The sequence below is a fragment of the Chitinophagales bacterium genome, assembly GCA_019638515.1.
Lineage (GTDB): Bacteria > Bacteroidota > Bacteroidia > Chitinophagales > LD1 > UBA7692.
Map to the genome: position 1 here is coordinate 477,394 of JAHBTS010000002.1, position 25,331 is coordinate 502,724.

Annotated in this window: 27 protein-coding genes, 1 tRNA gene and 1 other RNA gene; 17 read left to right on the forward strand and 12 right to left on the reverse strand. The window is 39.7% G+C overall.

The annotated features are described in order from the left end of the window. Nucleotides 1–38: 38 nt before the first annotated feature. The gene (locus KF872_05260) at nt 39–3,062 is read right to left on the reverse strand and encodes a TonB-dependent receptor (GenBank protein ID MBX2902948.1); all 3,024 of its coding nucleotides are present in this window, start codon (nt 3,060–3,062) and stop codon (nt 39–41) included. Nucleotides 3,063–3,215: 153 nt separating this feature from the next. On the opposite strand from KF872_05260, the gene KF872_05265 reads away from it, so the two are divergent. Both KF872_05265 and KF872_05270 read left to right on the forward strand, forming a co-directional pair. Continuing rightward, nucleotides 3,216–5,465, forward strand: coding sequence for a bifunctional (p)ppGpp synthetase/guanosine-3',5'-bis(diphosphate) 3'-pyrophosphohydrolase (locus KF872_05265; protein ID MBX2902949.1), 2,250 nt, complete (start codon nt 3,216–3,218; stop codon nt 5,463–5,465). A gap of 29 nt (nt 5,466–5,494) precedes the next feature. After that, on the forward strand, nt 5,495–5,794 hold the full coding sequence (locus KF872_05270) for a hypothetical protein (GenBank protein ID MBX2902950.1): 300 nt from the start codon (nt 5,495–5,497) through the stop codon (nt 5,792–5,794). Nucleotides 5,795–5,864: 70 nt separating this feature from the next. Here KF872_05270 and KF872_05275 read toward each other — a convergent pair whose 3' ends face one another. Together KF872_05275 and KF872_05280 are read right to left on the reverse strand one after the other, a co-directional pair. Continuing rightward, nucleotides 5,865–7,079 (reverse strand): alkaline phosphatase family protein, encoded by a 1,215-nt coding sequence (locus KF872_05275; GenBank protein MBX2902951.1) that lies wholly within the window; start codon nt 7,077–7,079, stop codon nt 5,865–5,867. 105 nt (nt 7,080–7,184) lie between these two features. Next, nucleotides 7,185–7,754 carry a thymidine kinase gene (locus KF872_05280; protein ID MBX2902952.1) on the reverse strand — a complete coding sequence of 190 codons (570 nt, stop codon included), beginning with the start codon at nt 7,752–7,754 and terminating at the stop codon, nt 7,185–7,187. A gap of 52 nt (nt 7,755–7,806) precedes the next feature. Between KF872_05280 and KF872_05285 the strand changes: the two genes are divergently transcribed. Further along, nucleotides 7,807–8,682, forward strand: a complete 876-nt coding sequence (locus tag KF872_05285; protein MBX2902953.1) for a hypothetical protein — start codon at nt 7,807–7,809, stop codon at nt 8,680–8,682. Here KF872_05285 and KF872_05290 read toward each other — a convergent pair. Together KF872_05290 and KF872_05295 are read right to left on the reverse strand one after the other, a co-directional pair. Beyond that, nucleotides 8,677–8,994, reverse strand: coding sequence for a hypothetical protein (locus KF872_05290; GenBank protein ID MBX2902954.1), 318 nt, complete (start codon nt 8,992–8,994; stop codon nt 8,677–8,679). The genes KF872_05285 and KF872_05290 overlap by 6 nt on opposite strands. Nucleotides 8,995–9,005: 11 nt before the next feature. After that, nucleotides 9,006–9,566, reverse strand: a complete 561-nt coding sequence (locus KF872_05295; protein ID MBX2902955.1) for a sigma-70 family RNA polymerase sigma factor — start codon at nt 9,564–9,566, stop codon at nt 9,006–9,008. Between the two features lie 194 nt (nt 9,567–9,760). Between KF872_05295 and KF872_05300 the strand changes: the two genes are divergently transcribed. From KF872_05300 to KF872_05315, 4 genes are all read left to right on the forward strand, one after another. Then, a tRNA-Cys gene (locus KF872_05300) sits at nt 9,761–9,831 on the forward strand. A 172-nt stretch (nt 9,832–10,003) separates the two neighbouring features. Further along, the gene (locus KF872_05305) at nt 10,004–11,962 is read left to right on the forward strand and encodes a T9SS type A sorting domain-containing protein (protein ID MBX2902956.1); all 1,959 of its coding nucleotides are present in this window, start codon (nt 10,004–10,006) and stop codon (nt 11,960–11,962) included. Nucleotides 11,963–11,964: 2 nt separating this feature from the next. Beyond that, nucleotides 11,965–12,327, forward strand: coding sequence for a CoA-binding protein (locus KF872_05310; protein MBX2902957.1), 363 nt, complete (start codon nt 11,965–11,967; stop codon nt 12,325–12,327). A 53-nt stretch (nt 12,328–12,380) separates the two neighbouring features. Then, nucleotides 12,381–13,259, forward strand: a complete 879-nt coding sequence (locus tag KF872_05315; protein ID MBX2902958.1) for an SDR family oxidoreductase — start codon at nt 12,381–12,383, stop codon at nt 13,257–13,259. Nucleotides 13,260–13,385: 126 nt separating this feature from the next. Here KF872_05315 and KF872_05320 read toward each other — a convergent pair whose 3' ends face one another. The 3 genes from KF872_05320 to KF872_05330 all read right to left on the reverse strand — a co-directional run bounded on the left by KF872_05320 (nt 13,386) and on the right by KF872_05330 (nt 15,967). Beyond that, nucleotides 13,386–14,864 carry an NAD(P)/FAD-dependent oxidoreductase gene (locus KF872_05320; GenBank protein MBX2902959.1) on the reverse strand — a complete coding sequence of 493 codons (1,479 nt, stop codon included), beginning with the start codon at nt 14,862–14,864 and terminating at the stop codon, nt 13,386–13,388. A gap of 104 nt (nt 14,865–14,968) precedes the next feature. After that, nucleotides 14,969–15,496 carry a hypothetical protein gene (locus KF872_05325; protein ID MBX2902960.1) on the reverse strand — a complete coding sequence of 176 codons (528 nt, stop codon included), beginning with the start codon at nt 15,494–15,496 and terminating at the stop codon, nt 14,969–14,971. A 54-nt stretch (nt 15,497–15,550) separates the two neighbouring features. Next, nucleotides 15,551–15,967: a hypothetical protein gene (locus tag KF872_05330; protein MBX2902961.1), complete on the reverse strand. Its 417-nt coding sequence runs from the start codon at nt 15,965–15,967 to the stop codon at nt 15,551–15,553. Between the two features lie 73 nt (nt 15,968–16,040). On the opposite strand from KF872_05330, the gene KF872_05335 reads away from it, so the two are divergent. The 3 genes from KF872_05335 to KF872_05345 all read left to right on the forward strand — a co-directional run bounded on the left by KF872_05335 (nt 16,041) and on the right by KF872_05345 (nt 17,951). Continuing rightward, nucleotides 16,041–16,331, forward strand: a complete 291-nt coding sequence (locus KF872_05335; protein ID MBX2902962.1) for a DUF721 domain-containing protein — start codon at nt 16,041–16,043, stop codon at nt 16,329–16,331. Nucleotides 16,332–16,413: 82 nt separating this feature from the next. Continuing rightward, entirely contained in the window at nt 16,414–16,833 is a 420-nt protein-coding gene (locus KF872_05340; GenBank protein ID MBX2902963.1) for an acyl-CoA thioesterase, read from the forward strand. Beyond that, nucleotides 16,830–17,951: a beta-ketoacyl synthase gene (locus KF872_05345; protein ID MBX2902964.1), complete on the forward strand. Its 1,122-nt coding sequence runs from the start codon at nt 16,830–16,832 to the stop codon at nt 17,949–17,951. Before KF872_05340 ends, KF872_05345 begins: the two co-directional genes overlap by 4 nt. Here the strand turns inward: KF872_05345 and KF872_05350 are convergent, their stop codons facing one another. Both KF872_05350 and KF872_05355 read right to left on the reverse strand, forming a co-directional pair. After that, a complete protein-coding gene (locus tag KF872_05350; protein ID MBX2902965.1) occupies nt 17,952–19,229 on the reverse strand; it encodes an NAD(P)/FAD-dependent oxidoreductase in 1,278 nt (425 codons plus the stop codon). Between the two features lie 121 nt (nt 19,230–19,350). Then, nucleotides 19,351–19,773 carry a hypothetical protein gene (locus KF872_05355; protein ID MBX2902966.1) on the reverse strand — a complete coding sequence of 141 codons (423 nt, stop codon included), beginning with the start codon at nt 19,771–19,773 and terminating at the stop codon, nt 19,351–19,353. 175 nt (nt 19,774–19,948) lie between these two features. On the opposite strand from KF872_05355, the gene KF872_05360 reads away from it, so the two are divergent. The 6 genes from KF872_05360 (at nt 19,949) to ssrA (ending at nt 23,315) form a co-directional block, all read left to right on the forward strand. Then, nucleotides 19,949–21,253, forward strand: a complete 1,305-nt coding sequence (locus KF872_05360) for a T9SS type A sorting domain-containing protein (protein ID MBX2902967.1) — start codon at nt 19,949–19,951, stop codon at nt 21,251–21,253. A 70-nt stretch (nt 21,254–21,323) separates the two neighbouring features. Further along, complete coding sequence (locus tag KF872_05365; GenBank protein ID MBX2902968.1) at nt 21,324–21,719, forward strand: lipocalin family protein; 396 nt, start codon at nt 21,324–21,326, stop codon at nt 21,717–21,719. Then, on the forward strand, nt 21,716–22,093 hold the full coding sequence (locus tag KF872_05370) for a hypothetical protein (GenBank protein MBX2902969.1): 378 nt from the start codon (nt 21,716–21,718) through the stop codon (nt 22,091–22,093). The genes KF872_05365 and KF872_05370 overlap by 4 nt, the downstream gene beginning before the upstream one ends. A gap of 109 nt (nt 22,094–22,202) precedes the next feature. Continuing rightward, nucleotides 22,203–22,400: a 50S ribosomal protein L35 gene (rpmI, locus tag KF872_05375; GenBank protein MBX2902970.1), complete on the forward strand. Its 198-nt coding sequence runs from the start codon at nt 22,203–22,205 to the stop codon at nt 22,398–22,400. A 30-nt stretch (nt 22,401–22,430) separates the two neighbouring features. Beyond that, nucleotides 22,431–22,775 carry a 50S ribosomal protein L20 gene (gene rplT / locus KF872_05380; GenBank protein MBX2902971.1) on the forward strand — a complete coding sequence of 115 codons (345 nt, stop codon included), beginning with the start codon at nt 22,431–22,433 and terminating at the stop codon, nt 22,773–22,775. 170 nt (nt 22,776–22,945) lie between these two features. Continuing rightward, nucleotides 22,946–23,315: a transfer-messenger RNA gene (gene ssrA / locus KF872_05385) on the forward strand. Between the two features lie 3 nt (nt 23,316–23,318). Here the strand turns inward: ssrA and dtd are convergent. Continuing rightward, complete coding sequence (gene dtd / locus KF872_05390) at nt 23,319–23,771, reverse strand: D-tyrosyl-tRNA(Tyr) deacylase (GenBank protein ID MBX2902972.1); 453 nt, start codon at nt 23,769–23,771, stop codon at nt 23,319–23,321. A gap of 44 nt (nt 23,772–23,815) precedes the next feature. Between dtd and KF872_05395 the strand changes: the two genes are divergently transcribed. After that, entirely contained in the window at nt 23,816–24,355 is a 540-nt protein-coding gene (locus KF872_05395) for a hypothetical protein (protein ID MBX2902973.1), read from the forward strand. Nucleotides 24,356–24,437: 82 nt separating this feature from the next. Here the strand turns inward: KF872_05395 and KF872_05400 are convergent, their stop codons facing one another. Further along, entirely contained in the window at nt 24,438–25,313 is an 876-nt protein-coding gene (locus KF872_05400; GenBank protein MBX2902974.1) for a T9SS type A sorting domain-containing protein, read from the reverse strand. Nucleotides 25,314–25,331: the final 18 nt, after the last annotated feature.

The following is a 25,331-nucleotide window of genomic DNA, read 5'->3' on the forward strand; positions in this document are numbered from 1 at the left end:
ACCACATAAACTACAAGCAATAGGAAACCGTAGCAATTTTAGTTTTTCGATTTTTCCTTCTTCTTAGTCCAGCTTTTAAATGTGTCGCAATCAATATTTACCAAGATGGAACCATAAATCATTCTTCCAATTCCCGGCCCACCGTAAGCCTGATAATTGCGTTTAGAAATTAAGTTACTTCCTCCAAATTTAAAGGTGGTGTAAATTTTTTGCACCTCCCAACTTATTTGAGCATCTAAGAGAGAATAGGTTGGAATTGGCCCTGTAAATTGCGGTGAGCCTTCAAACAAAAAGCCTTGAATCCATTTGTAATTTACATTAAACCCAAACCCGCGTTGCTTACCAATCTTAATATCGTAGCCGCTTATACCAATATTAAATTTATGCTCGGGCGTATTAAAGGCAGGAATAATGGAATCTTTAGAACCCATGCGATTCAATACATTCCAAGAATAGTTTCCATTTAAAGAATAATTTTTAATGAAGTAGTAGTTTACGCCTATAGATGCACCATAGGTCATTACCATATCTTTTGCATTGGTTGCTATACGCCAAACTTGAAATGGACGTACTTCGTTATCTACAAACTTATTTCCTTTAAAGGTAGCACCAATTTTATAGCCCAAGAAGTTTTTATAGAAACTCACATAAGCTCCGGCATCTATATACACCTTCTTAGCTATTAAACCACGGTAGCCCAACTCCAATGTTTGTACGCGCTCCGGGCGCACCCCATCTACTCTAAACAAATTAAGCTCGCGCAAAGAATCGGTGCGGGCAAAGTTTCCCGATTTCGCTACATAATTCGACAATGATGCCAACGATGCCACAGAATCTACACCGTATAAGTTACCAATTAAAATTGCTCTACCCACATTGTAGTAAAGGTATTGATCTTGCAATGTTGGGTTACGCACCCCCGATGAAAAGGATATACGCACCGAATGATTTCCTTTATAAGAATACACCAATGATGCGGCTGGCGTAATAATTGGATCCCACGACCCATCGGGCTTTTTCCATGCAAAGTTTTGGTTTCTATCGAACCTAACGGTAAGTGTTGGCGTAATTGAATGCCCTTCGCCAAAATCGAACTTACGTGTAATGCTAAAATAAGCGCCAAATTCCCAGTTGCGTATTTTATTGTATGTACTGTCGGTTACAATATCCCTGCCGTTGGCATCCTGCACACGTTTACCAAGAGAATCTAAGAGGTATGTTCTAGAAAATGTATCTTGAAAAATTGTACCTAAAGAAAAAGGGAAATACATTCTAAAGCTAGCTCCTGTAATTAAATCGAACCAATTTTTTTCTTGCCCCTTTTTCTTTACATCCCATTTATACTCTGCCTGTACATGAAACAGTTTACTTTTATCGAAGAATCGGGTTCCGCCTTCATCAAAGGCTGTGCGGCTGGTAATTACATTTTTTACAGAATCGTAGAGTGCAGTACCGGGAACAAAGCGTTGATTGTACACACCTCCATTTGTAAACGTATCGGCAAAAGTGCGTGCTTCTGCATGCCATTTTACTAATGAATCGCGATACGTATCCATAACACCTTGCGCCTTTGCGTAAGTGGTATCGAATGCGGTACCTAGCCATGCCGAAGGATTATCGTAAACGCTGGCAGGCATACCATCCAAATCAAACAATGGCCCGCTGCCCAAGTTTATGATTCTATTACTCCAGTACGATTTGTAATCCTGCAGCCATCTGGTATCGCTCTTACTCATTTCCTGCAATTTAAAAGCAGTAAAAACGGCATCGTAGGAACGCCCCGCATCTTCGGCTGTCATATAAGCACGCACATAAAATTTATCGGGTTGGCTCACCTCCATTCTAAGTTGGTGAAACTGTAAACCTCTCAAGCTATAACGGTTATCGCCCTGGTACACCGTGGTACCATAACCAAAATTGTAGCCCGTTTTAAATTCAATTTTATCGGTAATTTTATAGTGCAGATAGGCAGATGTTTTCACATTAGAAATATTGTAATCTACCAAATCTTTTTCTACATAACCTGTACGGTGCAATTGCCCCAAGCCTAGATTTTCTCTAATAATCTTGGGAGAGCCGGAAAAGCTGTTGGCATATTGCGATTGCAATTCATCGCCATAGCGATTAACCGCATCGTAGCCGCCCGGATTGCTTTCGTTCTGTATAGCATTTACGTTGGCACTTTTAGAGTAATTATCGGCCACCCAATCGTAAGCACGCAAATACGAAGCGGTAATTTTAAAGGCAAATTTATCTTCCCCTTTTTTATTCTTAAATGCCTTTGCCCAACGCACTGCTCCTTCAAACATATTGCGCTCTGCTCCTTTCAAAAACACAGTTAATCCTTGGTAATAAAATGGATTTTTGGTTTGCATGGCAAGCACACCGTTAAACGCATTTGGACCATAAAGCGGAGAGCTTGCACCCACCACCAAATCTACTTTTTGAATATCAATTTCTGAAGCGCCTGCAAAGTTACCTATACTAAAGTTCAAACCCGGAGCTTGGTTATCGGCACCGTCTAACAACTGTAATGAGCGCACCGGAGAAGTAGAGTTGAAACCACGTGTATTTATTACCACAAAGCCTAAAGAAGCAGTAGTCATATCCACATTCTTTAAAGAACTTAAGCCCTCGTAAAAAGTAGCAGATGCCGTTTGCTTTATCTGCTGCAAACCCATACTTTCGATAGTAAGTGGATTCTCTTTTTGCTTTTCGGTAATGCGTGAGTCCACAATTTCTACGTCTTTCAACACATTTTCGCTCTCCGTAAGGCGCACTTGCAATTGGTTCTTTACCTGCGCAGCATCTTTCACCACTAACTCATAAGGATCGTAACCAATATACGAAAATATCAAAGTGTAAGGCGGCTCTTTAGTTGGTTTAAACTTGAACCGTCCATCAATGTCGGTTTGTGCACCATTGGTAGTTCCTTTCACAAATACCGAAGCACCAATAAGCGCCTCGCCTGTACGTTTATCAAACAAAATACCTGAAATATCTTGTGCAAAAATTGAAATACACGATAAAAATAAAATGAATGTAATTGTATGTTTCGCCATAGAAATCTAAAAACTCGTTACCCACTAATTTGGTTCAATACTAATAATCGTAAAGCAAAAAAGAAAACTGTGTTGAAAAACAATGAATAAGCATTCTTTATTTGCCCGTTTTTTTTAAGTTTGAAAAAATTGAAACCAAACGCGGAAGACAGCATGAACGAAGCAGAAGCACTAGCATTAGAACAGATTGAAGCAGATAAGAAAATTATACTGAAACACTACCGCGCACTCCTGCGTTCCCTAAAAAAAAATTACACCATTGCCGATAGAAAACATATTAGGCAGGCCTTTGAATTGGCACTAGAAGCGCACAAAGAAATGCGCAGAAAAAGTGGAGAGCCATATATTCTTCATCCCATTGCCGTAGCGCAAATTGCCACCGAAGAAATGGGATTAGATGCTACTTCTGTTATTTGTGCTTTACTGCACGATGTGGTAGAAGATACAGAAATTACCTTAGATGAAATAGAGCGTACCTTTAATAAAGAAATTGCCAAAATAGTTGATGGGCTTACAAAAATTTCAGGCATTTCGGATTTAAATAGTTCCATACAAGCCGAAAATTTCAGAAAACTGCTGCTTACCCTCAACGATGATATTCGCGTAATCTTAGTAAAGCTTGCAGACCGCTTACACAATATGCGCACCCTCGATTCGCTCAAGCGCGAAAAGCAACTAAAGATAGTATCGGAAACTACCTACCTCTACGCTCCGTTGGCTCACCGCATGGGTTTGTATGCCATTAAAACGGAAATGGAAGATTTGTCGCTTAAATATACCGACCCGGATATGTATCGCGACATTGCCAAAAAATTGGCAGAAACCAAACGCGAGCGCACCAAGTTTATCAACGATTTTATTCGTCCGCTAAAAGGCGAACTAGAAAAACGCGGTTTCAACTTTACCATTTATGGTCGCCCGAAATCTATATTCAGCATTTACAATAAAATAAAATACAAAAGTGTTCCGTTTGAAGAAATTTACGACCTCTTTGCCATTAGAATACTAGTACACGCCAGTCCCGAAAAAGAAAAAAGCGAATGCTGGGGCGTATATTCCGCCATTACCGATATTTACCGCCCCAACCCAGACCGCCTGCGCGATTGGCTCAGCAATCCAAAAGCCAATGGTTATGAAGCCTTGCACACCACCGTAATGAGTTCGCAAGGCAAATGGGTAGAAATTCAAATCCGCACCGACCGCATGCACGAGATTGCCGAAAAAGGATTTGCAGCACACTGGAAATACAAAGAAGCAGTAGCTGGAAACGATAAAGAAATTTCTACCGATAATGCGCTAGATGAATGGCTCGCCAAGATATCGAACGTACTGAGCAATCCAGATTCTAATGCAATAGACTTGGTAAGCGAATTTAAAACCGAATTGGTAAGCGATGAAATTTTTGTATTTACCCCAAAAGGCGATTTAAAACGTTTGCGCAAAGGTGCTACCTCACTCGACTTTGCTTTTGAAATACATAGCGAAATAGGCAAGAAATGTATTGGCGCAAAAGTAAACCACAAGCTAGTGCCACTCAGCCACATACTTAAAAATGGCGACCAAGTAGAAATCCTAACTTCAAACAAACAACAACCCAACGAAGACTGGCTAAACTATGTAGCAACCGCAAAAGCCCGCTCCGTAATTAAGCAATCGCTTAAAGATGAACAGCGCAAAATTGCAGTTCACGGAAAAGAGCTACTAGAAAAGAAACTCAAGCACCTAAAAATTGAAGATAGCGAAGCTACATTAATACTGCTCATGAGCTACTTCAAAGCCCTCTCCTCTTTAGAACTGTATTTCAATATTGCCACTAAAAAAATAAACCTCGAAGAACTCAACTCATTAGAAGTTATTGCAGGAAAATTGAAACTACCGCGCCCGGTAGAAAAAACTGCAAACGACTTTGATGATGCTATAAAACAAACCTTACAGAAAAATGCAGAGTTGCTTATTATGGGCGAAAGCAGCGATAAAATCGACTACAAATTCGCTACCTGCTGCAACCCTGTGCCGGGCGATGATGTGTTTGGCTTTATTACCGTAAGCGAAGGTATAAAAATACACCGCACCAGCTGCCCCAATGCCGTACAATTAATGGCTAAATACAGCTATCGCGTTGTAAAAACCCGCTGGACAAAACAACACCAAATTGCATTCCTTACCGGTATTAAAATAAATGGTATTGACGATGTGGGCTTGGTAAACAAGATTACCAATATTATTACGGCTCAGCTAAACTTAAATATGCGCAGCCTTTCCTTCGATAGTACCGATGGCATTTTTGAAGGAAACATTATGGTGTATGTGCACGACACCATAGAACTCGAAGATTTAATTGCCCGCCTAAAGGCATTAGACGGTGTACTTGAGGTTACGAGAATAGATGACGAAACAAAGTAGCTCTATCTTTTCAGCTACAATTTACATAAATGAAAACCATAGCACTCATCACCAACATTGTTTGGTGCTTCATTTTTTTTCCTACCGCATCGTTTGCATTTATGTCGCCAATGATGATGGATGCCCCCGGCTCTGAAGAAAACAAACTGCTCTGGCTAGCTTTGGCGGCAGTAGTAATACTGCCTTTACTCATTCTTGCTTCACAAGTTTTTGCATGGATGAAATACTCCAACGGCAACTATTCCCTGTCTATAAAAATTGCGCTAATTCCGCTCATAGATATCTTATTCCTTATTATACTCTTTGCAATAAACGGCAACGATTTTTAGACACAAACTTTGCTTCATTATGAAATCTAAGAGCATTGATTTCAGCCTACGTCAAATAGGTATCAACACATTATTCAACTACAATTTTCTTTACTGCCGTTCCAGCTTTTAGAATATAGACACCACTTTTTAAGGCATGTAAATCCACCAACAACTCCGCTGTTTGAGGCACTTCAGAGAAAACTTTCTTGCCCTCTAAAGAAAAAATTTCCATCGGTAATTTCTCCTCTACAGCCAACTGCAAATTGCCAATAGTAAACATGCCATTACTAGGATTGGGTTGTATTGAAACATCTGTAATAGACGCTGTTTCTTTTATTGCTGTTACTGGCAATAGCCACGATTTGCCATCGAGTTCCCATTCCGCTTTGGTTTCAGGATTTAATGTATCGAACAATAAGTGGTGCAATGCTGTTACCGCCACATCGGTATGTACGGGCGATTGGCGCATTAAACTTTCATTTACACACAGTTTATCGAATACCAAGTTATTATTGCAGTTGTAAGTTCCCGGATCGGCTTTAGTTATTTGCGTATGCGGCACTACACTTCCGGCAGCTATCCACCAAATATGCCGTTCTACCAACGAATTTCCACCATGTATAACTGATGAACCTCCGTGATCGGTAACTACCAAAACCAACCAGTTTTCTTGCGCATAGCTGGGGCGTGCATAGAGTGCTCCCAATACTTTACCTACTGCACTGTCCACAGTTTCAATAGCACCAATATATTGCGCAGAATCTGGAGAAAACCCGATAGAATGCCCCGTTACATCTACTTGATCGAAATATGCAAACAGCAAATCTATATCTGGTTTTTCTAACTGGGCTACTGCACTATCTGCGGTAATCCATGTTTCGGTATCGGGCGTTTTTACAGCACTATTCCACGATGCATTGGTAATGTTATCAATAAGCGGAGACCACTCCGCCACAATAGCACAATGTAAGTTAGGCTTTATTTGCTTAGCCAAAGTGGGCAGTGGCGGATACTGCGCAAACTTACTTCCAAGAAAAAGATTACTGCTTACACCATGCTTATTCCAATATACCCCGGTTAAAATACTTGCCCACGATGGGCCACTCCATGTAATGGCAGTGTGCCATGAATCGTAACTATAAAGTGCATTGGGCAGTAAAGTATCTATATTAGGCGTGTTAGCTTTTTGTAGGGCATCGCTTCGGGTTCCATCAATTCCAATAATAAGAACTTTGCGATTTTGCGAAGCATGCGCAAGCGAAAAACAAAGCACTAAACTCAAGAGTGTATAAAGCTTTTTCATATCCGTAAATTGTTTCAAGCGAATGTATCTTTTTGTAATAGAATCATACAAAAACAATTACACACAATACATCTGCCAAGCATAAGAGCTTCAACAGAATTTTATTTAGCTACCTGAGTAATAGCAGCTACGGCAACGAGGCTCGTATAAGTCTTTTTCTCCGAGTAGTACTTTAGCTTCCGATTCGTGCAGGCGATAACTAAAATGGGCAATATCACCACACTTTACGCAAATAGCATGCACCTTGGTAATATGGTCTGCAATTGCCAACAAATTAGGAATGGGACCAAATGGTTTGCCTCCAAAATCCATATCTAAACCTGCCACAATCACTCTTATGCCAACTTTTGCCAATTGCTCGCAAACATCGGGCAATGCATTATCTAAGAACTGAGCTTCGTCTATACCCACCACATCGTTTCCGGTTGCTAATAGCAATATGCTTTGCGAACTTTCTACCGGAGTAGAACGAATGGCATTGTTGTTATGACTTACCACATCGGTTTCGTGATAGCGCACATCAATTGCGGGCTTAAATATTTCTACCTTTTTACCGGCAATTTGTGCACGCCTGAGTCTGCGTATAAGCTCTTCTGTTTTGCCCGAAAACATACTACCGCAAACTACTTCTATCCAACCTTTGTTATGCGGTTGCGAAACCGGCTCTGTAAACATACTTTCTACTTTTCTTTGCGTTAGTCAATTACTTATTCAACTTTGCAAATGTATGAACAACCAATTGATAATTTTAGCCAAAGCTATTCAAAACAGAATTCTGCAATTACAAGAATCTAATTTCGAAGCTATTGATAAAGATATTTTACTTGAAGATATTAGAAACTTATACCGCTTAGCACAGCAAATTGAATTGCAAACAGCATCTGTTACGGTAGAACCTTTACCAACACCAACTGCAGCAGTTTCTAATCCTGTAGTAACAGAAACTATTATTCCCAATACAACAACTGCGGAGAAAGAAAAGGAAGCAGAGAAAGAGCAATTTAATTTTGCAATCGGTATGCAAGAAGACACTTCGCCATCGGCAGAATTGAACGAAGTACCGCTAGAAGAATTAGTAGCTTCTATTCAAAACGAATTGCGCGAGGCTCAACAAAAAAGAGAGGCCGCACAAAAAGAAAAAGAAGCCCTAGAGGCACTTGTAAATGAAGTACGCCATGAAAACGCTTTTAACTTTAACCTAAACATGCAAGATAACGATGCTGCCACCGCTCAAAAGCACGAAGAAACATTGGGCATTGGAGGCAACACAGCACCTTCGCTAAACGAGGCTTTTGCCAAAGAAGAAATTTCATTAAACGAAACAATATCGTCTTCGCCCGTAAAGGAGTTACATAATTTAATTTCTTCTAAAACCTCTTTTTCATCTCTACTAGACTTTAACAACCGCATTTTATTCACGCGTGAACTGTTTAACGGCAACAGCGAATTGTGCAATGCATTTGTGGCACAACTAGAACGTTGTACCTCATTAGAAGAAGCAAAATCTTTAGTAAACACCAATGCCCTTAGCAAGGGTTGGCGTGGCGATAACGAGGCGGTGAAAGTATTAGTTGGCTTGGTTCGTCAGTTTTTTGCATCATAAACCGGTTCCCCACTTTTTACAGCGTTCGCGCATTTCTTGCTTAAAGCATTCTTTCTCTTCGGAAGTCATTCCTGCAAATTTTTCTTCCATTCTCCAGCGTGCTTTGCTGCGCCAATTACCACCAATGCTGCCGAATATAATTTTACTCAATGCCAACAAGCCAAATGCCTGCCAAAATGTAATGGTAGTTAAACCAAAAATTTCGGGCATAAGCCAATTCCAAAGCAGCATGAATATGTAACCAAACAATGCCAGTGCTATAGGAACTAACACTATAAATGCAATAATTTTTTTAACGGAATGTGTTTTCATAAATGTGTGTTTTAGCTTGTAAACATATCGTTATACAAATGTTGCAAACGCTTGCGCAAGTGCATTACGGCATAGCGCTTTCTACTGAGCAATGTATTAAGTGGAGCACCTGTAATTTCAGCTATTTCATTAAAACTCTTGTCTTCAAACTCATGCATTACAAACACATCGCGCTGCTCATCGGGCAATTCTGCCAATGCAGCCATGAGTGCATCGCTAATTACTTGGCGCATCAACTCCCTATCTGCCGATGTGCCATTGGCTGGTAAAAAATCGCTGATATCTAACCGCTCACCTTCTTCTTGGCGCAATGCAAAAAGCCCTTCTAAACTTTCCGGCTTTTTCTTGCGAAAACGGTCGGTAATTTTATTGCGTGCTACGGTAAACATCCAAGAAGCCATTTGCTCCACAGGCTTCATCAATCGGTAAGAATTAACCAATTCAAAAAATACATCTTGCAGCACATCTTCGGCATCTTCGGTACTGGGCACACGCTTCTTAATAAAATTAAAAAGGCGCTGCTGCTCCTTGCGAAATGTATCGCGAATAAGTTCGTTTTGTATCTCAGCCATGCTGAGTGAAAGTGTTATTGCAGTGTCCTTCATTAAACACCAAGACGAATGTGGCATTTTTTTATTGGAAGAAATAAGCATATTGAAATTTGTTTAACATCCCATAACAGTTCCACAAAAAAATATGGCGAAAAAGTATGCCCCAACTTTTAAACTTCATTTTAGTTTTTAGATTTGCCATTCGTTTTTTTAAAGGTCGGGTGGCCGAGTGGCTAGGCACAGCTCTGCAAAAGCTTGTACAGCGGTTCGAATCCGCTCTCGACCTCAACTCAAAAAGCCGTAAAGTGTTTACTCTAAATGCCTTGCGGCTTTTGTTTTTTTGCCTCGCTCGGCTATTGAACCTGTAAATTTTATACCAGCCACAGTTCTAATAAAAAGTTTTACTTCGCGTTTCTCCAACTATTTCCGCCATTTTATCATTCATGAATTATGTTACAATGAATCGAATCGGAATATTGCTTATAGCATGTATGCTTTATGGCAATTTTGTATTGGCAGGCGAATTTTGCAAATACAGAAGTGGGGCAAAAAGCAAAGCTGCAACCATAGTTTCTTCGCAGCAAAATACACTTCAAAATGCGTACGATGCTCAATTTCAGCATTTGAATTTACATGTAGAACGAACCAATAAAAATATAAGTGGCTCTGTGCGAACAATTGCCAAAATTTTAGCACCGCAACTAGACACTTTTGCATTTGAACTGCACAGCAACTTAGTTATAGATAGTGTAGTAAGTTATGGAACGCCACTTTATGTAAGATCCATAGCTCACGAAAGGCGTGCAATACTTCCACAAACAATGTATGAAAACGACCTTGTAGATATTACTATATACTACCACGGTACACCGCCTAGCTCTGGCGGCAATTTAGGCGATGGGTTTTCTAATGCCGCTTCGCCCTCGTGGGGAAACAAAGTTACTTGGTCGCTTAGCGAACCTTATGCCGCTTACGAATGGTTTCCGTGCAAACAGGCGCTGCAAGACAAGTTAGATTCTGTATGGATTTTTGTTACCACCGATTCTTCTAATCAGGTTGCTGCCAACGGTTTACTTTCCAATGTAGTTGCCTTACCAAATGGAAAAAAACGCTACGAATGGAAATCGGCATTCCCAATTGATTATTACTTAATATCCATAGCAGTTGGGCAATATGTTACATACCACCAATACGCCAAACCAAAAGGCTATAGCGATTCTATTTTAATACAAAACTACATTTACAACAATCCACAAACACTCCCCTACTTTAAAGAGTTTTTAGACTCTACGGCTGCTATGATAAAACTGTTTTCTGAGTTATATGGTTTGTATCCTTTTGCTAAAGAAAAATACGGCCATGCAATGGCGCCCATATCGGGCGGCATGGAACACCAAACCATGAGCACCATGGGTTTCTTTACACACGGCATTGTGGCCCACGAACTTGGGCATCAGTGGTTTGGCGATAATGTTACTTGCAGTAGCTGGAGCGATATTTTTATCAACGAAGGGTTTGCCGCATACTCCGAATATTTAGCTACTGAATTTTTATTTTCAAAAACCGATGCACAAGCCAATATGTTGGATGTTCACAACAATGTGATGAGCGAACCCGATGGCGCCATTTGGTTTACCGACACCAGCGATAGCCGCATTTTCGATGCCCGTCTTACATACGATAAAGGCGCTGCAGTTATTCATTCTATTCGCTATGTGGTGAATAACGATTCGCTGTTTTTTGCAGCACTAAAAAACTTTCAAACCCAATACCGTTTTAGCAACGGATCCATTATAGATTTTAAAACTGTATTAGAAGCAACTACCGCACTTGATTTTACCCAATTCTTTAACCAATGGATTTATGGCGAAGGCTATCCCATATTTAGCGTGCAATGGAATAGCAACGATAGCCTGCTTCAACTAAAAAATACTCAAACCACTTCGGCTGCTCAAACGCCATTATTTTTTACACCTATTGATTATTTAGTAAAGCGAATAGGACTCAGCGATACACTACTACGTCTCGAAATGAACCAAAACATACAGTCCTATACCGTAAAAATTCGTGGAAAAGCCACATCAATTTCTATTGACCCTAAAAACTGGATACTAAACACCGTAAACACAATAGTAAAAGACACCTCACTTTCATTTGGAAACACTACAAACATTCATGAACCAACCATACAAACAGTGGCAGTATATCCCAATCCCGCATCTACACGTCTTTTCATAGAAACTACAGCCGAAAACTTTTATGTAGAAATCATGAATACAGCGGGCAAAATCATTGCAAAGCAAAGCGCAAAAAAAGGTGAAGGAATCAATATTGCAGCACTTCCACCGTTATTATATATAGGTAGAGTTACTACCCAAAATCAAGCTGTACAATTCTTCAAATTCGTAAAACAATAACCATGAGTAAAAGAACTTTAGTATTAGGCGCATCTACTAATACAGAACGCTACAGCAATAAAGCTATACAGTTATTGCGCAGTTTTAAGCACGATGTAATTGCCGTAGGAAATAATGCAGGAACCGTTGCCGATGTACACATACAAACAACTTTCCCTGAAAATGAACCTATAAATACACTCACGCTATACATTAACCCCTCTATTCAAAAAAACTATTACAGCAGTATATTGAAACTGCATCCCTCCAGAATTATTTTTAATCCCGGAACTGAAAATCCCGAGTTAAAAAGATTAGCAGAAGAAAGTGGCATTGCCACCGAAGAAGCCTGCACCCTCGTGCTGCTCAACACCGGGCAGTATTAAAAACTAATGTATTTTAGGCATTTAGAAATTTAACTACACGAAACAATACAAGTATGTATAACCAACCAATGCTGCGCGAAGATGCGCTAAAAGGAAAAACAATTATTGTTACCGGTGGCGGTACCGGATTAGGAAAATCTATGACTCGCTACTTTCTACAATTAGGTGCCAATGTGGTTGTTAGCAGCCGCAAACTAGATGTGTTAGAAAATACAGCCCGCGAACTCGAAGCTGAAACCGGAGGAAAAGTGCTGGCTGTGGCCTGCGATGTGCGCGACTATGCACAAGTAGAAACCATGATACAAAAAGCCAACGATACTTTTGGCGAAGTACATGTGTTGGTAAACAATGCAGCGGGAAATTTCATTTCTCCCACCGAGCGCTTAAGCATCAACGCATTTAAGTCTGTAATGGGAATTGTGCTCGATGGTAGTATTAACTGCACACTTGCGCTTGGTAAACACTGGATAAAGAACAACCAAACCAATCGCGCTATATTAAGCATTGTTACTACATACGCATGGACAGGCAGCGCTTATGTGGTGCCATCGGCTTGCGCCAAAGCCGGAGTGCTTGCCATGACACGCTCTTTAGCCGTAGAATGGGCAAAGTATGGTATTCGTGCAAATGCCATTGCTCCGGGACCATTCCCAACCAAAGGTGCTTGGGATAGATTAGTACCGGAACCTTTCCGCGATAAGTTCGATTTAAGCAAACAAGTTCCGCTGCGCAGAGTGGGCGAACATCAAGAATTAGCAAATCTTGCAGCCTATTTAGTATCCGATTTTTCGTCTTATATAAATGGCGATGTGGTTACCATCGATGGTGGCGAATGGCTCCAAGGTGCCGGAGAGTTTAATTTGTTTGACGATGTTACCAAAGATCAATGGGATATGATTGAACAACTTACCAGAAGTGCTAAAAGCGTGTAGCAACTTAGGTATTTATTCTTTCCATACATAAAAAAATCGCAACACATTTTTGTATCTCAAAAACCTGTTGCGATTTTTTATTTCTCTTATCTTAAACTGAAGTTCAGTTTAAAACTCGGTACTTTTCTATACATTCGTTTGAGGCACTAAGCGCTCGCTTATTTTGCCCATATCTTCGGCTCCGCGATTGCCTCCTTCGTGATATTCGGCATCTTCGTTTACATTCCAAAGATCAAAAAGTTCTTTTCCTGCAATGATATTGCGTGCAGCCAGCATAGCAGTCATCATGCTGTGGTCTTGATTATTATACTTGTGCATACCGTTACGACCAATTAAATACAAGCCCGGATAATTTTTTAATTCTTCTTTTACGTTTTCTACATGTTGTTTGTAGAAATGGTCGTACACCGGATATGCTTTAGGTTGGCGCACTACATAGCCATCTACTACAGCTTGCTGCTTCACCAATCCAATTTGAGCCATTTCCTTTTTGCCTAGTGCAATTAAATCTTCATCGCTGCTTGTCCATAAACCATCACCTTCAAAACAAAAATACTCTAAACCATAGCAAGCCATAGACGTATCTGGAACCATGTATGGACTCCATGATTTAAAGTTTTGGATTCTTCCCACTTTTACGCTTGGGTCGTGTATATATATCCAGTTATCGCCAAAGGCATCTTCATCGCGGCAAATAAGCACCACGGTTAAAAAGTCGCGGTAGCCTAAACTGGCAGCAGATTGAAATGCTTTTTCCGGCATTTTGGGAGATATAGCTGTAATTAACTCACGCATTGGAGCAGAAGAAAGCACGTAATCAAAATTACCCACAGGTTCGCCATTGGTTCTTTCTACCTGCCATGTTTTATTGAATGTAATTCCTTTTACGGCATCGTTCATTCTTATTTCTACACCCATTGCCTTGCATTTTTCGGCACAGGCTTCCCACATTTGTCCCGGTCCATTTTTAGGATACCTGAAAGAATCTATCAGGGTTTTAATAACCTTGTCTTTATCGCCAGACTGCTTTGGTTTAAAAACCGCATTTATAATAGCACTGCTAAGCGAAAGACCTTTTATACGCTGTGCTGCCCAATCGGCACTAATTTCTTTGCAAGAAATGCCCCATACCTTTTCGGTATAGGTTTTAAAGAATATATTGAACAAACGTTTACCAAATTGGTTGCTCACCCAGTCTTCGAAATTGGTTGGGTTTTTAACCGGAAAAGCTTTTGCCTTTAAGTAGCTGAGTACGCAGAGTGTACTTTCTATAATACCTAAATTAGTTAGTGCCTCCATAGCTGCAAGCGGATATGAATAGAACTTTTTCTGGTAAAAAATTCTGGAACTGCGCGGGCGCTCCAACATATCGTTGCCTAAAATTTCGGTCCAAAAATCTTCTACTTCTTTTGATTTAGAGAAGAAGCGGTGTCCTCCAATATCGAAATGGTAGCCTTTATACGATTCGGTTCTTGAAATACCGCCAACATAAGTAGGATCTTTTTCAAACACTACTACTTCTTGCCCTGCCTTTGCTAATAAGTATGCAGCAGTTAAGCCTGCGGGTCCTGCGCCAATAATGGCAACTTTCTTTTTTCCTTCCATTTTTTTTAAGCGCTGCAATGATATAAACTTAAAACATTACCTATTCACAAAAATGCAAATGGAGCGCTATTGCACTCCATTTACTTAAGAAATTCAACTAAAAATTATTTCTGAGAATACTCTACTTCTAACTCTAAATCGCCAGTAAAAGTATAAGCTACGCCCGGATAGTTTCTAAAAATAACCACTTTGGCAAGAAACTCATCTTCTGCCAAATAGCTTTTTGCATCAAAGTAATTAGAAGAAAAGGAAACTTCTTTAGAGCCATCGGCAATAGTGCTTATGTATGCAATCTTTTCTTCGGAAGTATTGTTGGTTTTTGCAAACTTCAAGTCTGCAAAATCAAACTCATCTAATACCTTAGACCCATCTACACTTAATTTAAAACTTTTGAAATCTAGCTTCTTTACCTTATTGAAATCAAAAGTTTGCCCGGCATCGGTAACAAACTTTTGCCAATCAGATTTTTTAATAGTAACGGTTGCTGTTTGGTATTTATCTCCTGCCGGAATGGTAAAATTTAAGTTCGTAAATTTTAAACCAATCTTAATTGGATCTTTAGAGCACGATTGAAGAAAAGGTACTGTAAGTAACAATACCACAGCAACAATTGAAGTGAGTAATTTTTTCATTTTTGATTTATTTTATAGATGCAATATAAAAGTTCCTATCCAAAAAAGTAAAATCTATTCCATTTCATTTTCCTCTGCCAAAGCGAATTGGTAGATAGCTCTTATTAAACGCACAAACACGCTGGTAACAAAATAAAAAATAGTAACAGACAAAAACATTGACCTAAACGTAGGCAACTGCCATATACTTTTTTGTGCCATATACTTTGCCAACAGCAGCAATACCGCAGTTAGCAGAAAATAAAGACTATAGGATAGTAAAGCGTATTTTTTATATGCTTCATTAAAAATACTCATCAAATTATTCAGCAGCGTAAAGAATACTATACCAATAAAAGCACCCGAAAATTCATTGGCATTGCCGGGTAAAAAAAAGTGATTAAACACAATTACAGTTACACCCAACAATAAGCAAACCGCACATTGAACCAGCGGTGTAAGCCTGCGTACTAATTCGGCATATTCAAGCATAAGCGTTCAATTGTAATGCCTTTTTTGCAAAGTTATTTAGAAAATGGCATTTTCTTTCTTTTAGTTTGCAATTGTGAAACAGCACAATAAAGTTTCGTTAGGCGAAGCAATTGATACATTCATAAAAGAAAACAAATTAAAACCTCAGTTAGATGCCATGCGCGTAAAATCGCTATGGGAAAAACTGATGGGAAAAACCATTGTAAAGCACACCACTTCGGTTCATTTAAAAGCAGGAAAACTTTATTTAAACTTCAGCACTCCGGCACTTAAAAACGAAATGTATTACAGCCGCGAAAAAATTAAAGAACTCCTCAATACCGAATTGGGAGAAGAAGTAATAAACGAAGTACTTATCTATTAGTTCCGATAAAAACAGCAGCAGATTTTAAAAATCTACAATCCGCAGCAAGTAAGTATTCAGTATTATTGCAAAAAATACCGTATTGAAACTTTTTACAGAAGCAAAATTTGAAGTTCGTTTTTACGATTGCGATCCACTCGGCATTGTGTGGCATGGCAACTACGCCAAATTCTTTGAATTAGGGCGCGATACGTTTGCCCAAGAATATAATCTCGACTTTGCAAACATATTTCATCAGTACAAATATTCCACTCCACTTATTGCATTGGATTTTAGTTTTAAAAAGCCACTGATGTATCGCGATATAGCCATTGTGCGAGCAACTTATCGCCCCACCGATTCTGCAAAGTTGATTTTCGATTATGCCATTACCCGCGAGGCCACCGGAGAGCGCATTTGCACCGGTAGCACCACTCAGGTTTTTGTGGAGCAAGAATCGCGTTTGCTATCGCTTACTGTTCCGGAATTTTATCAAGATTGGAAGAGGAGAATGCTGGTATGAAAACCGTTTATGCTATAGCCGACAGTATTTTTTCGCCCATTGCCAATTCATCCGAAAAAAATTTTGAAGCTGCGGCAAACCTGCAATCAAGCATTGGTGAACACCAGCGATTAAACATTTTTCCGCAGCCATTTTTTGCATCGCTTTTTGGAGCGTTGGAAACACGCAAAGGTTTCACAAGGTTTGAAAGCCTTTGCATCGAATCTATTACAACTGCTTTGCAAAATACCAACGGTTTATCCCAAAAAAACGACACTGTTTTTATTCTTTCTTCTACTAAAGGCAACATCGAACTTTTAGAAAACAAACCATACAACCGCGCAGAAATTTCGCTTTATGCCTCGGCAAAAAAAATTGCAGCGTACTTCAATATCTCAACTACTCCAATTGTTGTTTCCAATGCCTGCATTTCGGGCGTGGTAGCCATCAACTTAGCACAGCAAATGCTCAGCCGCGGACAATACAAACATGCCATTGTGTGTGGAGCCGATGTGCTTTCAAAATTTATTATATCGGGATTCCATGCCTTGGGAGCAGCATCTAACGAAGCATGCAAACCTTTCGATAAAAACAGAAAAGGCATTAATTTAGGCGAATGTGCTGCCACCATTATTCTTTCTACCGACCATGTTTATAGTAGCTTTAGCAAACAAGTAACCGTTGGCAAAGGTTTTAGCTCTAATGATGCCAACCATATTTCAGGGCCTTCAAAAACCGGAGCAGAGTTGGCCTTTGCTATTCAAAATACTATAAGCGAAAACAATATTAACACGAGCAATATTTCTTTTGTAAATGCACACGGTACAGGCACGCTTTTTAACGATGAAATGGAAGCAAAGGCATTTGGCTTGTGCCATATACAACACATTCCTACCAACAGTTTAAAAGCCATTTTGGGGCACACGCTTGGCGCTGCTGGCGTTGCAGAATCTATTCTTTCGTATCATGCTCTTTTAAATAATTGTATTCTTCCTTCTAAAAACTTTAGCGAAACGGGAACAAGCGTGGAAGTAAACATTAATACCAACCTCACAGTTTCGCAAAAAACAATTGCCATAAAAACCGCCTCGGGCTTTGGAGGCTGCAATGCTGCCACGGCTTTTAAAGTGCGGGGATAATTACTTTCGCTCGTAGGGGCGAATAATCAATCGTATATTTCTATCGTAGTTGATATAGTTCCAAATCCAGTTGATAAGTACCACTATTTTATTGCGAAAGCCAACCAGCATAAGCAGGTGCAAACCCATCCATACCAACCAACCAAAGAAACCTGCAAACTTCATGTTTTGAATTTGCACCACTGCTTTATTTCTGCCAATGGTGGCCATACTTCCTTTATCGAAATAAGTAAACGGCTTCAATTGCTTTCCTTCAATTTTATGTATAATGTTTTTTGCCAGCAACTGCCCTTGCTGCATGGCAACGGGAGCTACTTGCGGATGCCCGTTTGGATACAAAGTTTCGTGTTGCAGCAACGCAACATCACCAATGGCAAAAATATTTTCAGTGCCTTTTACTTGGTTAAACTCATTGCAAATAAAACGCCCTCTGGCTACAACCTCGCTTGGAAGCCCTTCTATGGTTTGCCCTTTTACGCCAGCGCTCCAAATTAAATTGGCAGTATAAATTTCTTTTCCGCTGGCGGTTTGCACCAGATTACCATCGTATTTAGTAACCCGTGTATCTAACCAAACTTCTGCTCCCAATTTTTTTAAATAATCTAACGATTTTTGTTGGTTTGCAGGCAGCATACTCTGCAAAATTTCCTTTCCACTTTCCACCAGCATTACGCGCATTTTTCGCAAATCGAGTTCCGGATAATCTGCTGGCAACACATGGTGTTTTAACTCGCACAATGCACCCGCCAATTCCACTCCGGTGGGGCCTCCGCCCACAATTACAAAAGTCATGAGCGCTTCCTGTTCTTTTATATTGGTAGTAAGCAGCGCTTTTTCAAAATTTTGAAGAATTAAGCTGCGTAAATTGAGTGCTTCGGTAACGGTCTTCATGGGCATTGCCTTTTCTGCCAAACCTTCAATTCCAAAAAAATTAGTGGTGGTTCCTGTGCCAATTACTAAATAATCGTAATTCAAATTACCTACCGAAGTTTCAATTTCGTTTTGCTCAGGCATTATTCTTTTTACCTCGCACCAACGAAAATGAAAGTTCTTCTGCCCCTTAAAAATCTTACGAATAGGATATGCAATAGAATCTGCCTCTAATCCCGCGGTTGAAACTTGATATAGCAATGGTTGAAAGGAATGATAATTGTTCTTATCAATCATTACAACTTGTACATCTTTATTATTAAGTGCTTTTGCTAATTGCAGACCGCCAAAGCCGCAGCCAATTATTACCACACGAGGTTTGTTGGTATCTGGTATTCCCGTTCTCATGCCGCTAAAATGAAAAAGAAAGCCTTTTGTTTTAAGTTAAAAAAAACAATAGTGTGCGTAAGTACCATTCTATTGTACAAAGACGACTTTAATCCGTTTAGAAATTGAACTGAAGTGGAAATTACAACATGCCATCATCGTCTAATATTGTTTTGGTAAGCCACATCATACCAAAAGCCACAAAGTAGAAAAATGTAGAAGAAATAAGGGTTATCTTTAAACCCCAATCGTTTAAAATACTTTCTCCGGTGAGTAAATAAACAGTTCCAAACATTACTAATGCAAGTACACTGTAATAAAAAAGAGATACTAAAAAATAGCGTTTCATATCTGCCATCAACAGCACCAGCCACGGGTTAAACATGGCATAAAACAACAATCCAAAGCAGCCCATAAACCCAATACCGGACTGCGAAGCAAATACCAATTTTGCCGCAGCCATACCCACTACACCAAACGCAAGCGCCAGCAAAAAGTGATGAACCGGCTTGGTTTTCCTTAAATAGCTATGCGTAAACATTTGTCCTGTGGTAGTACCGCTCATATCTGAATTTTAAGGTGCGAATGTAAAACCACTTAGGCACTTTTTAATCGGCAATATCTTTTTTCTAAAAATCTATCTCTTTAGAAATACCTTTTAACAAAGAAAAAATTAAAAAGTAATGGAGATTGTTATTTTCGCACATCTCATTCACAAATAAAAAAACGCAACGAAAGACATGAAAAAATTTCTACTCGGCAGCATGCTTGGAGGATTGGTAGCAACTGCCGGAGCACAAACTGTGCCAAATGGCGGCTTTGAGAATTGGAAAATAGATACTTCCATTCTAAACATTAACCAACAAATTGTATTGAACGACACTTTTAGCTTTGAAGACCCAATTGATTGGACTTCTGTAAACTACATTACAGGAGCAGATACTTTTGCACCCGGAGCAGGTGGTGTAATTATGGTTACAAAATCAAACAACGCCTTTGCTGGAAGCAGTGCCGTTAAAATTACTACTCAAAACATTACTATTCCTTTAATTGGCATACAAACTGCCATTCCTGGATTTATTATTAGCGGTGAGTTTAAAATTAGTGTAGCAAATCTTATGGGTTCTGGTGGATTTTCACCAACTAGTTTACCAGGAAGCGGTATTCCTGTTGCCGGAAGATTAGACAGCTTCTCTGTGTACGCCAACTACACTCCTGCTTTAGGCGATTCAGCTCTTTTATTGGCTGTATTGAGAAAAGGTACAGAAGTAGTAGCTACAGCAGCACAATTTGTAAAAGATACTACTAATGGCTACCAAAGATTTAGCGTACCGTTTGTGTATTCTTCTTGCGAAGTGCCAGATAGCTTAACTTATGCTTTCTCTTCTAGCAACTTATTTGAACTGCAAAGCTTATTTAGCTCTTTAGGCGGAGGTTCTACCATTCCTGTAGGAAGCGAACTTTTGTTAGATAGTGTTTCTTACAGTGTTGCTCCCGGCAACTATGTAGTAAACCCAATTGCTGCACAAGACGATACTGTTACCAACAAAAACACAGCTGTTACCGTAGATGTGTTGGCTAACGATGAAGATTGCAACAGCGGTGCTACACTTTCTTTAGGTACCATCAGCACTACTACCGCTCACGGTTCTGCTGCAAAATCAGGCAACAACATTACTTACACGCCACTAAACAACTACGTTGGTTTCGATACCGTATTTTATGAATTGGTTTCTACTACCGGAAAAACAGCTAATGGTGTTTTAAGAATCCGCGTAAACGATCCAAGTGCTATTGCCGATTTCAACATGGTAAATGTATTGGCATATCCAAACCCAACAAACAGCGCACTTAATGTTGCTGCCGATATCCACAACGGAACATTAACCGTTTCTGATATCAGCGGAAGAAAAGTTACATCTTCAGTATTCAACGGTAAAACATCTATTGATGTTACTACTCTTAGCGTTGGAACTTACTTTGTAAACTTACAAAACGAACAAGGTGCCGTAGTAGGCAAAACCAAATTCTTTGTAGCTAAATAATTGTGGTTTCACAAACTTTAAAAAAGGGTTGCAGCAATGCAGCCCTTTTTATTTTACCTTCGCCAACCTTATGAAATACACCTCGTTTATTATAGGCTGCATTTTGCTGCTAATGGCATGTAAAAACCATACACCCCAACAACTCTTAGTTGGTAATTGGCAATTCAACAATATTTTATACCAACAAGAAATTTCACCGGAAAATAAACCACTCATAGAGGCCAACATAGCCTCCCTCCGCCAATCTTTTAGCTTAGAATACCATGCCGATAACACTTATCATTCGCATTCTATTAAAGATGAAACAGGCAAGTGGAAACTAAATGAAGCAGGAACAGCACTTACCCACACCGATAATGATGGAGAACAGCACTACCAAGTGGTGCAACTTACCAGCGACTCGCTATCTTTAAAAACTACATTACAGGCACAAACACTCACACTCCAATTTATCCGTAAAAAGTGAGGCAAGCATACTGGCTATTAGCAGCAACACTCTTACTCTCCGCCTGCTCCGGCAATTCCTCCAAAAAGCAACTATCGGGCAAATGGGCAACTGCAAGCATGAAAGTAAATGGAGTTTATGTAGAAAATACCTGGCTGCAAGGTTCCTTTATGGAATTTTTAGCTGCAAATCAATACAAAAGCCAAATTTTCGGAAAAAGTGAACTCGGCAACTATACCATTTCCAACGATACGCTTTGGCTCAATTGTACCAGCGATACAGCCATAGCCAATAAATTTTTCAATATTTTATCTGCCGATAGCACGCAGCTTATACTCCAATCGCTCAGCCCCAAAAACCAAATGACCATTACCTTTATACCTCTGAAAAAATAATCTAAAGCCAACACTCTTCGGCTATTTTACATAAATCGAAAACATTTTAAGAGTAACTATTGTGTGTTTAAGCAATAATGTTATTTTTGCCGTCCCAAATTTCATAGAAATGCCTAAGGTTAAAACAAATTCAGGAGCAAAAAAGCGCTTTAAAGTTACTGGTTCAGGAAAAATAAAGCACAAAAAAGCCTTTAAGCGTCACTTACTTGGCCATAAAAGCAAAAGTAGAAAAGACGGTCTTAATATAGATGGTGTGGTGCACCCAAGCGACATGCCAAGAGTAAAAGACATGCTGGTAATGTCGTAATCCAAATTGAAAACATTTAAAAAGTAAGAAATGCCACGTTCAGTTAATTCGGTTGCAAGCCGTGCACGCAGGAAAAAAGTGATGCAAAAAGCGAAAGGATACTTCCTATCGCGTAGCAAAGTTTATACAGTAGCAAAGAATGCCGTTGAAAAAGCAGGTGTTTACTCATACATCGGCAGAAAACGTAAGAAAAGAGACTACCGTTCATTGTGGATTGCGCGTATAAATGCCGCTGTTCGCGAGGAGGGCTTGTCTTATTCAAAATTCATTGCTAAACTTGCAGAGAAAGGAATTGAGTTAAACAGAAAAGTATTAGCCGATTTAGCACTCAACAATCCAGAAGCATTCAAAGCAATTGTTGCTCAAGTAAAATAAAAAACGAATTAAAGAGTTCGTGTTTTCATAGGTTCAAGATTGGTCGTTCCCGCAAGGGGCGACCTTTCCTTTTTAGGGCAAGTTGTTTAAACTTTATTGCAGCAAGCATTGCTGTATTTAGCTATCTTTGCCTTGTTCTTTGAAAGAAGATGCTTCAACACATCTTCAATGGGGCTGATTGGAATTGACGGGAAGCCGTATCGGTACACCGGCATGCCGAGCATGTAAGTAGCTCGATAATCCACTTGCAGATTCTTTTTATATGGCGAACAATCTTACGCCATGGCTGCCTAATCTTAGAGATTAAGCACCATTTGCCCCGCGCTTGAGGCACCGTACACAGCGCGCTGGCAATCAAAACTCGGTGCCGCCTTTGTAAGTTTCATCCACTTACAAAGCCACCGTATTAACGGATGTAAGGCTTCGGTTGGTGGGATTACTTAACCTGCCGTAAGCACGAAAAACAATAAGTAACTAAGCATGTAGAGGGTCTATCGCTGCCTTAGCCGGACGCGGGTTCGATTCCCGCCAGCTCCACTCCTTTTACTCAGGTTGTTTACTATCCATTACAATAGTTACAGGACCATCGTTTAGTAATTCAACTTTCATGGCTGCACCAAAAACTCCGGTGGCTATTGGTTTACCAATTTCGGCAGCCAGCTGTGCTACAAAACTTTCGTAAAGCGGAACAGCAATATCGGGCTTGGCAGCTCCAATAAACGATGGGCGATTGCCTTTTTTATAGGAGGCAAATAGTGTAAATTGACTTACAACCAATATACCTCCACCAATATCTTTTACGCTTAAATTCATCAAGCCCGCCTCATCATTAAACACTCTAAGCGCTGCTATTTTTTTACTCATCCATTGTATATCATTCAAAGAATCCTCTGGTTCAAATCCTGCCAGCACCAAAAAACCTGTTTCAATTTCACCGGAAAGGTGTCCTTCAATTCGCACACTTGCATGCCTTACTCGTTGAATTACTGCTCGCATAATTTAGCTTCATTTACTAACATCGCAAAATAAATCACAAAATAATGGATAATAATCTCGGAATTGGTTCAAGAATTCAACACCCTAAATATGGCAAAGGCGTAGTAGTAAATTTAGATGCCGAATACTATACCGTTTACTTTTTAGAAGAAGGCTCCACACGTGGTATTGCCCGCGATTTTGACGGCATTATTACTTTAGAAAAGATAGAGTCTGATACACCTCCTATTACGCTAAGCGATTTAAAAAATGCAGTAGCAGAAGTATTGGAAGATAAATACGGTGCCGAAGAAAAAGTAATATTGGGAAATAAATGGATGGGAGGCAATGTAATTCTGCAACCAGGCAGTAGCGACTTGCAGGCAAAAGAAATTTCAATAGAAACGTTTTTTCATAAAATTGTAATGGTACGCGATCGCCTTCGCGTAATGGAGCAACAGATAAATGCCCACAAAAAACTAACCGATGAAGAAAAGGTAGAGCTACAACAATACATTACCCGTATTTATGGTTCGCTTACAACTTTTAATATATTGTTTCGCTATACCGAAGACCAGTTTAAAGGTACTGGAGGCAAAGAGTAACTAAAATGCTTAAATATTCAATAAAAAAAGAGGCTGCATTTTTGAAACAGCCTCTTTTTTTTTATTGAATAAAAGCAATATGCTATTTACTGATGTTGAACTTTCCTTTCAGCATGTTGTTTCCTGCTTTATTTACTTCAAAAATATAGTAGCCGTTGTTCAAAGAACTTACATCTACCGAGTTAGAATACATTTCTGAAGAAAGTACCGTTCTTCCATCTAATGAAATTACCTTCAACTCATGCCCCACCAAACTTACACTTCCATCGAATGTAATTTGAGTAGTTGCAGGATTGGGAAAAAACTTTAAACCTGCATACGATAATGCTGCTTCTTGAATACCTACTGTGGTAGCATACACAAAACGCAAGTTATCAAAATGTGCCACCGAGCCTTTGGTACCATTATTTTGAAGCCCCTTACTGCTGCTTAAAACAATATCAATACTATCGGGTGTACCGCTCAAATTGCCGGCATACTGCAACGGTACAAAAATTGAGTACCAATTATTATTCGTAGAAGCAAGCAATACTGCTCCATCTAAATAATCAACATACTTAGAGGTTCCTGCATCGTAACGGTAAGTATTTATGTTAATTACAGCGCTATCATTAGTACCCGGAGCATATTTATATGCAAACTTTAGTGTATCGGGCAATCCGGTAAATGTGCCAAAGTAAGAAGCACTGCCGGCCAACAATACTTTAGTCTGCTGCACCAGAGCCGAATCAGTAGTTAATTTAAGCGATGCAGTTCCATCTACAAAATTACCCGGTGTGGTATCTTTTACAGCAAAGCCTGAAACAGCGCCCCCTGAAATGGTCTCCCAAGTTTCCCAACCGGTAGGTGCACTAGGCGTTCCACTCCAATTATCAAATCCGCTATTAGGAATTTGTGTTTGTGCAGATACTGCCAATGCCGCACCAAGCGACAAAAAGAGCGTAAAGATTTTTTTCATATTACTTGATAGTTTGTT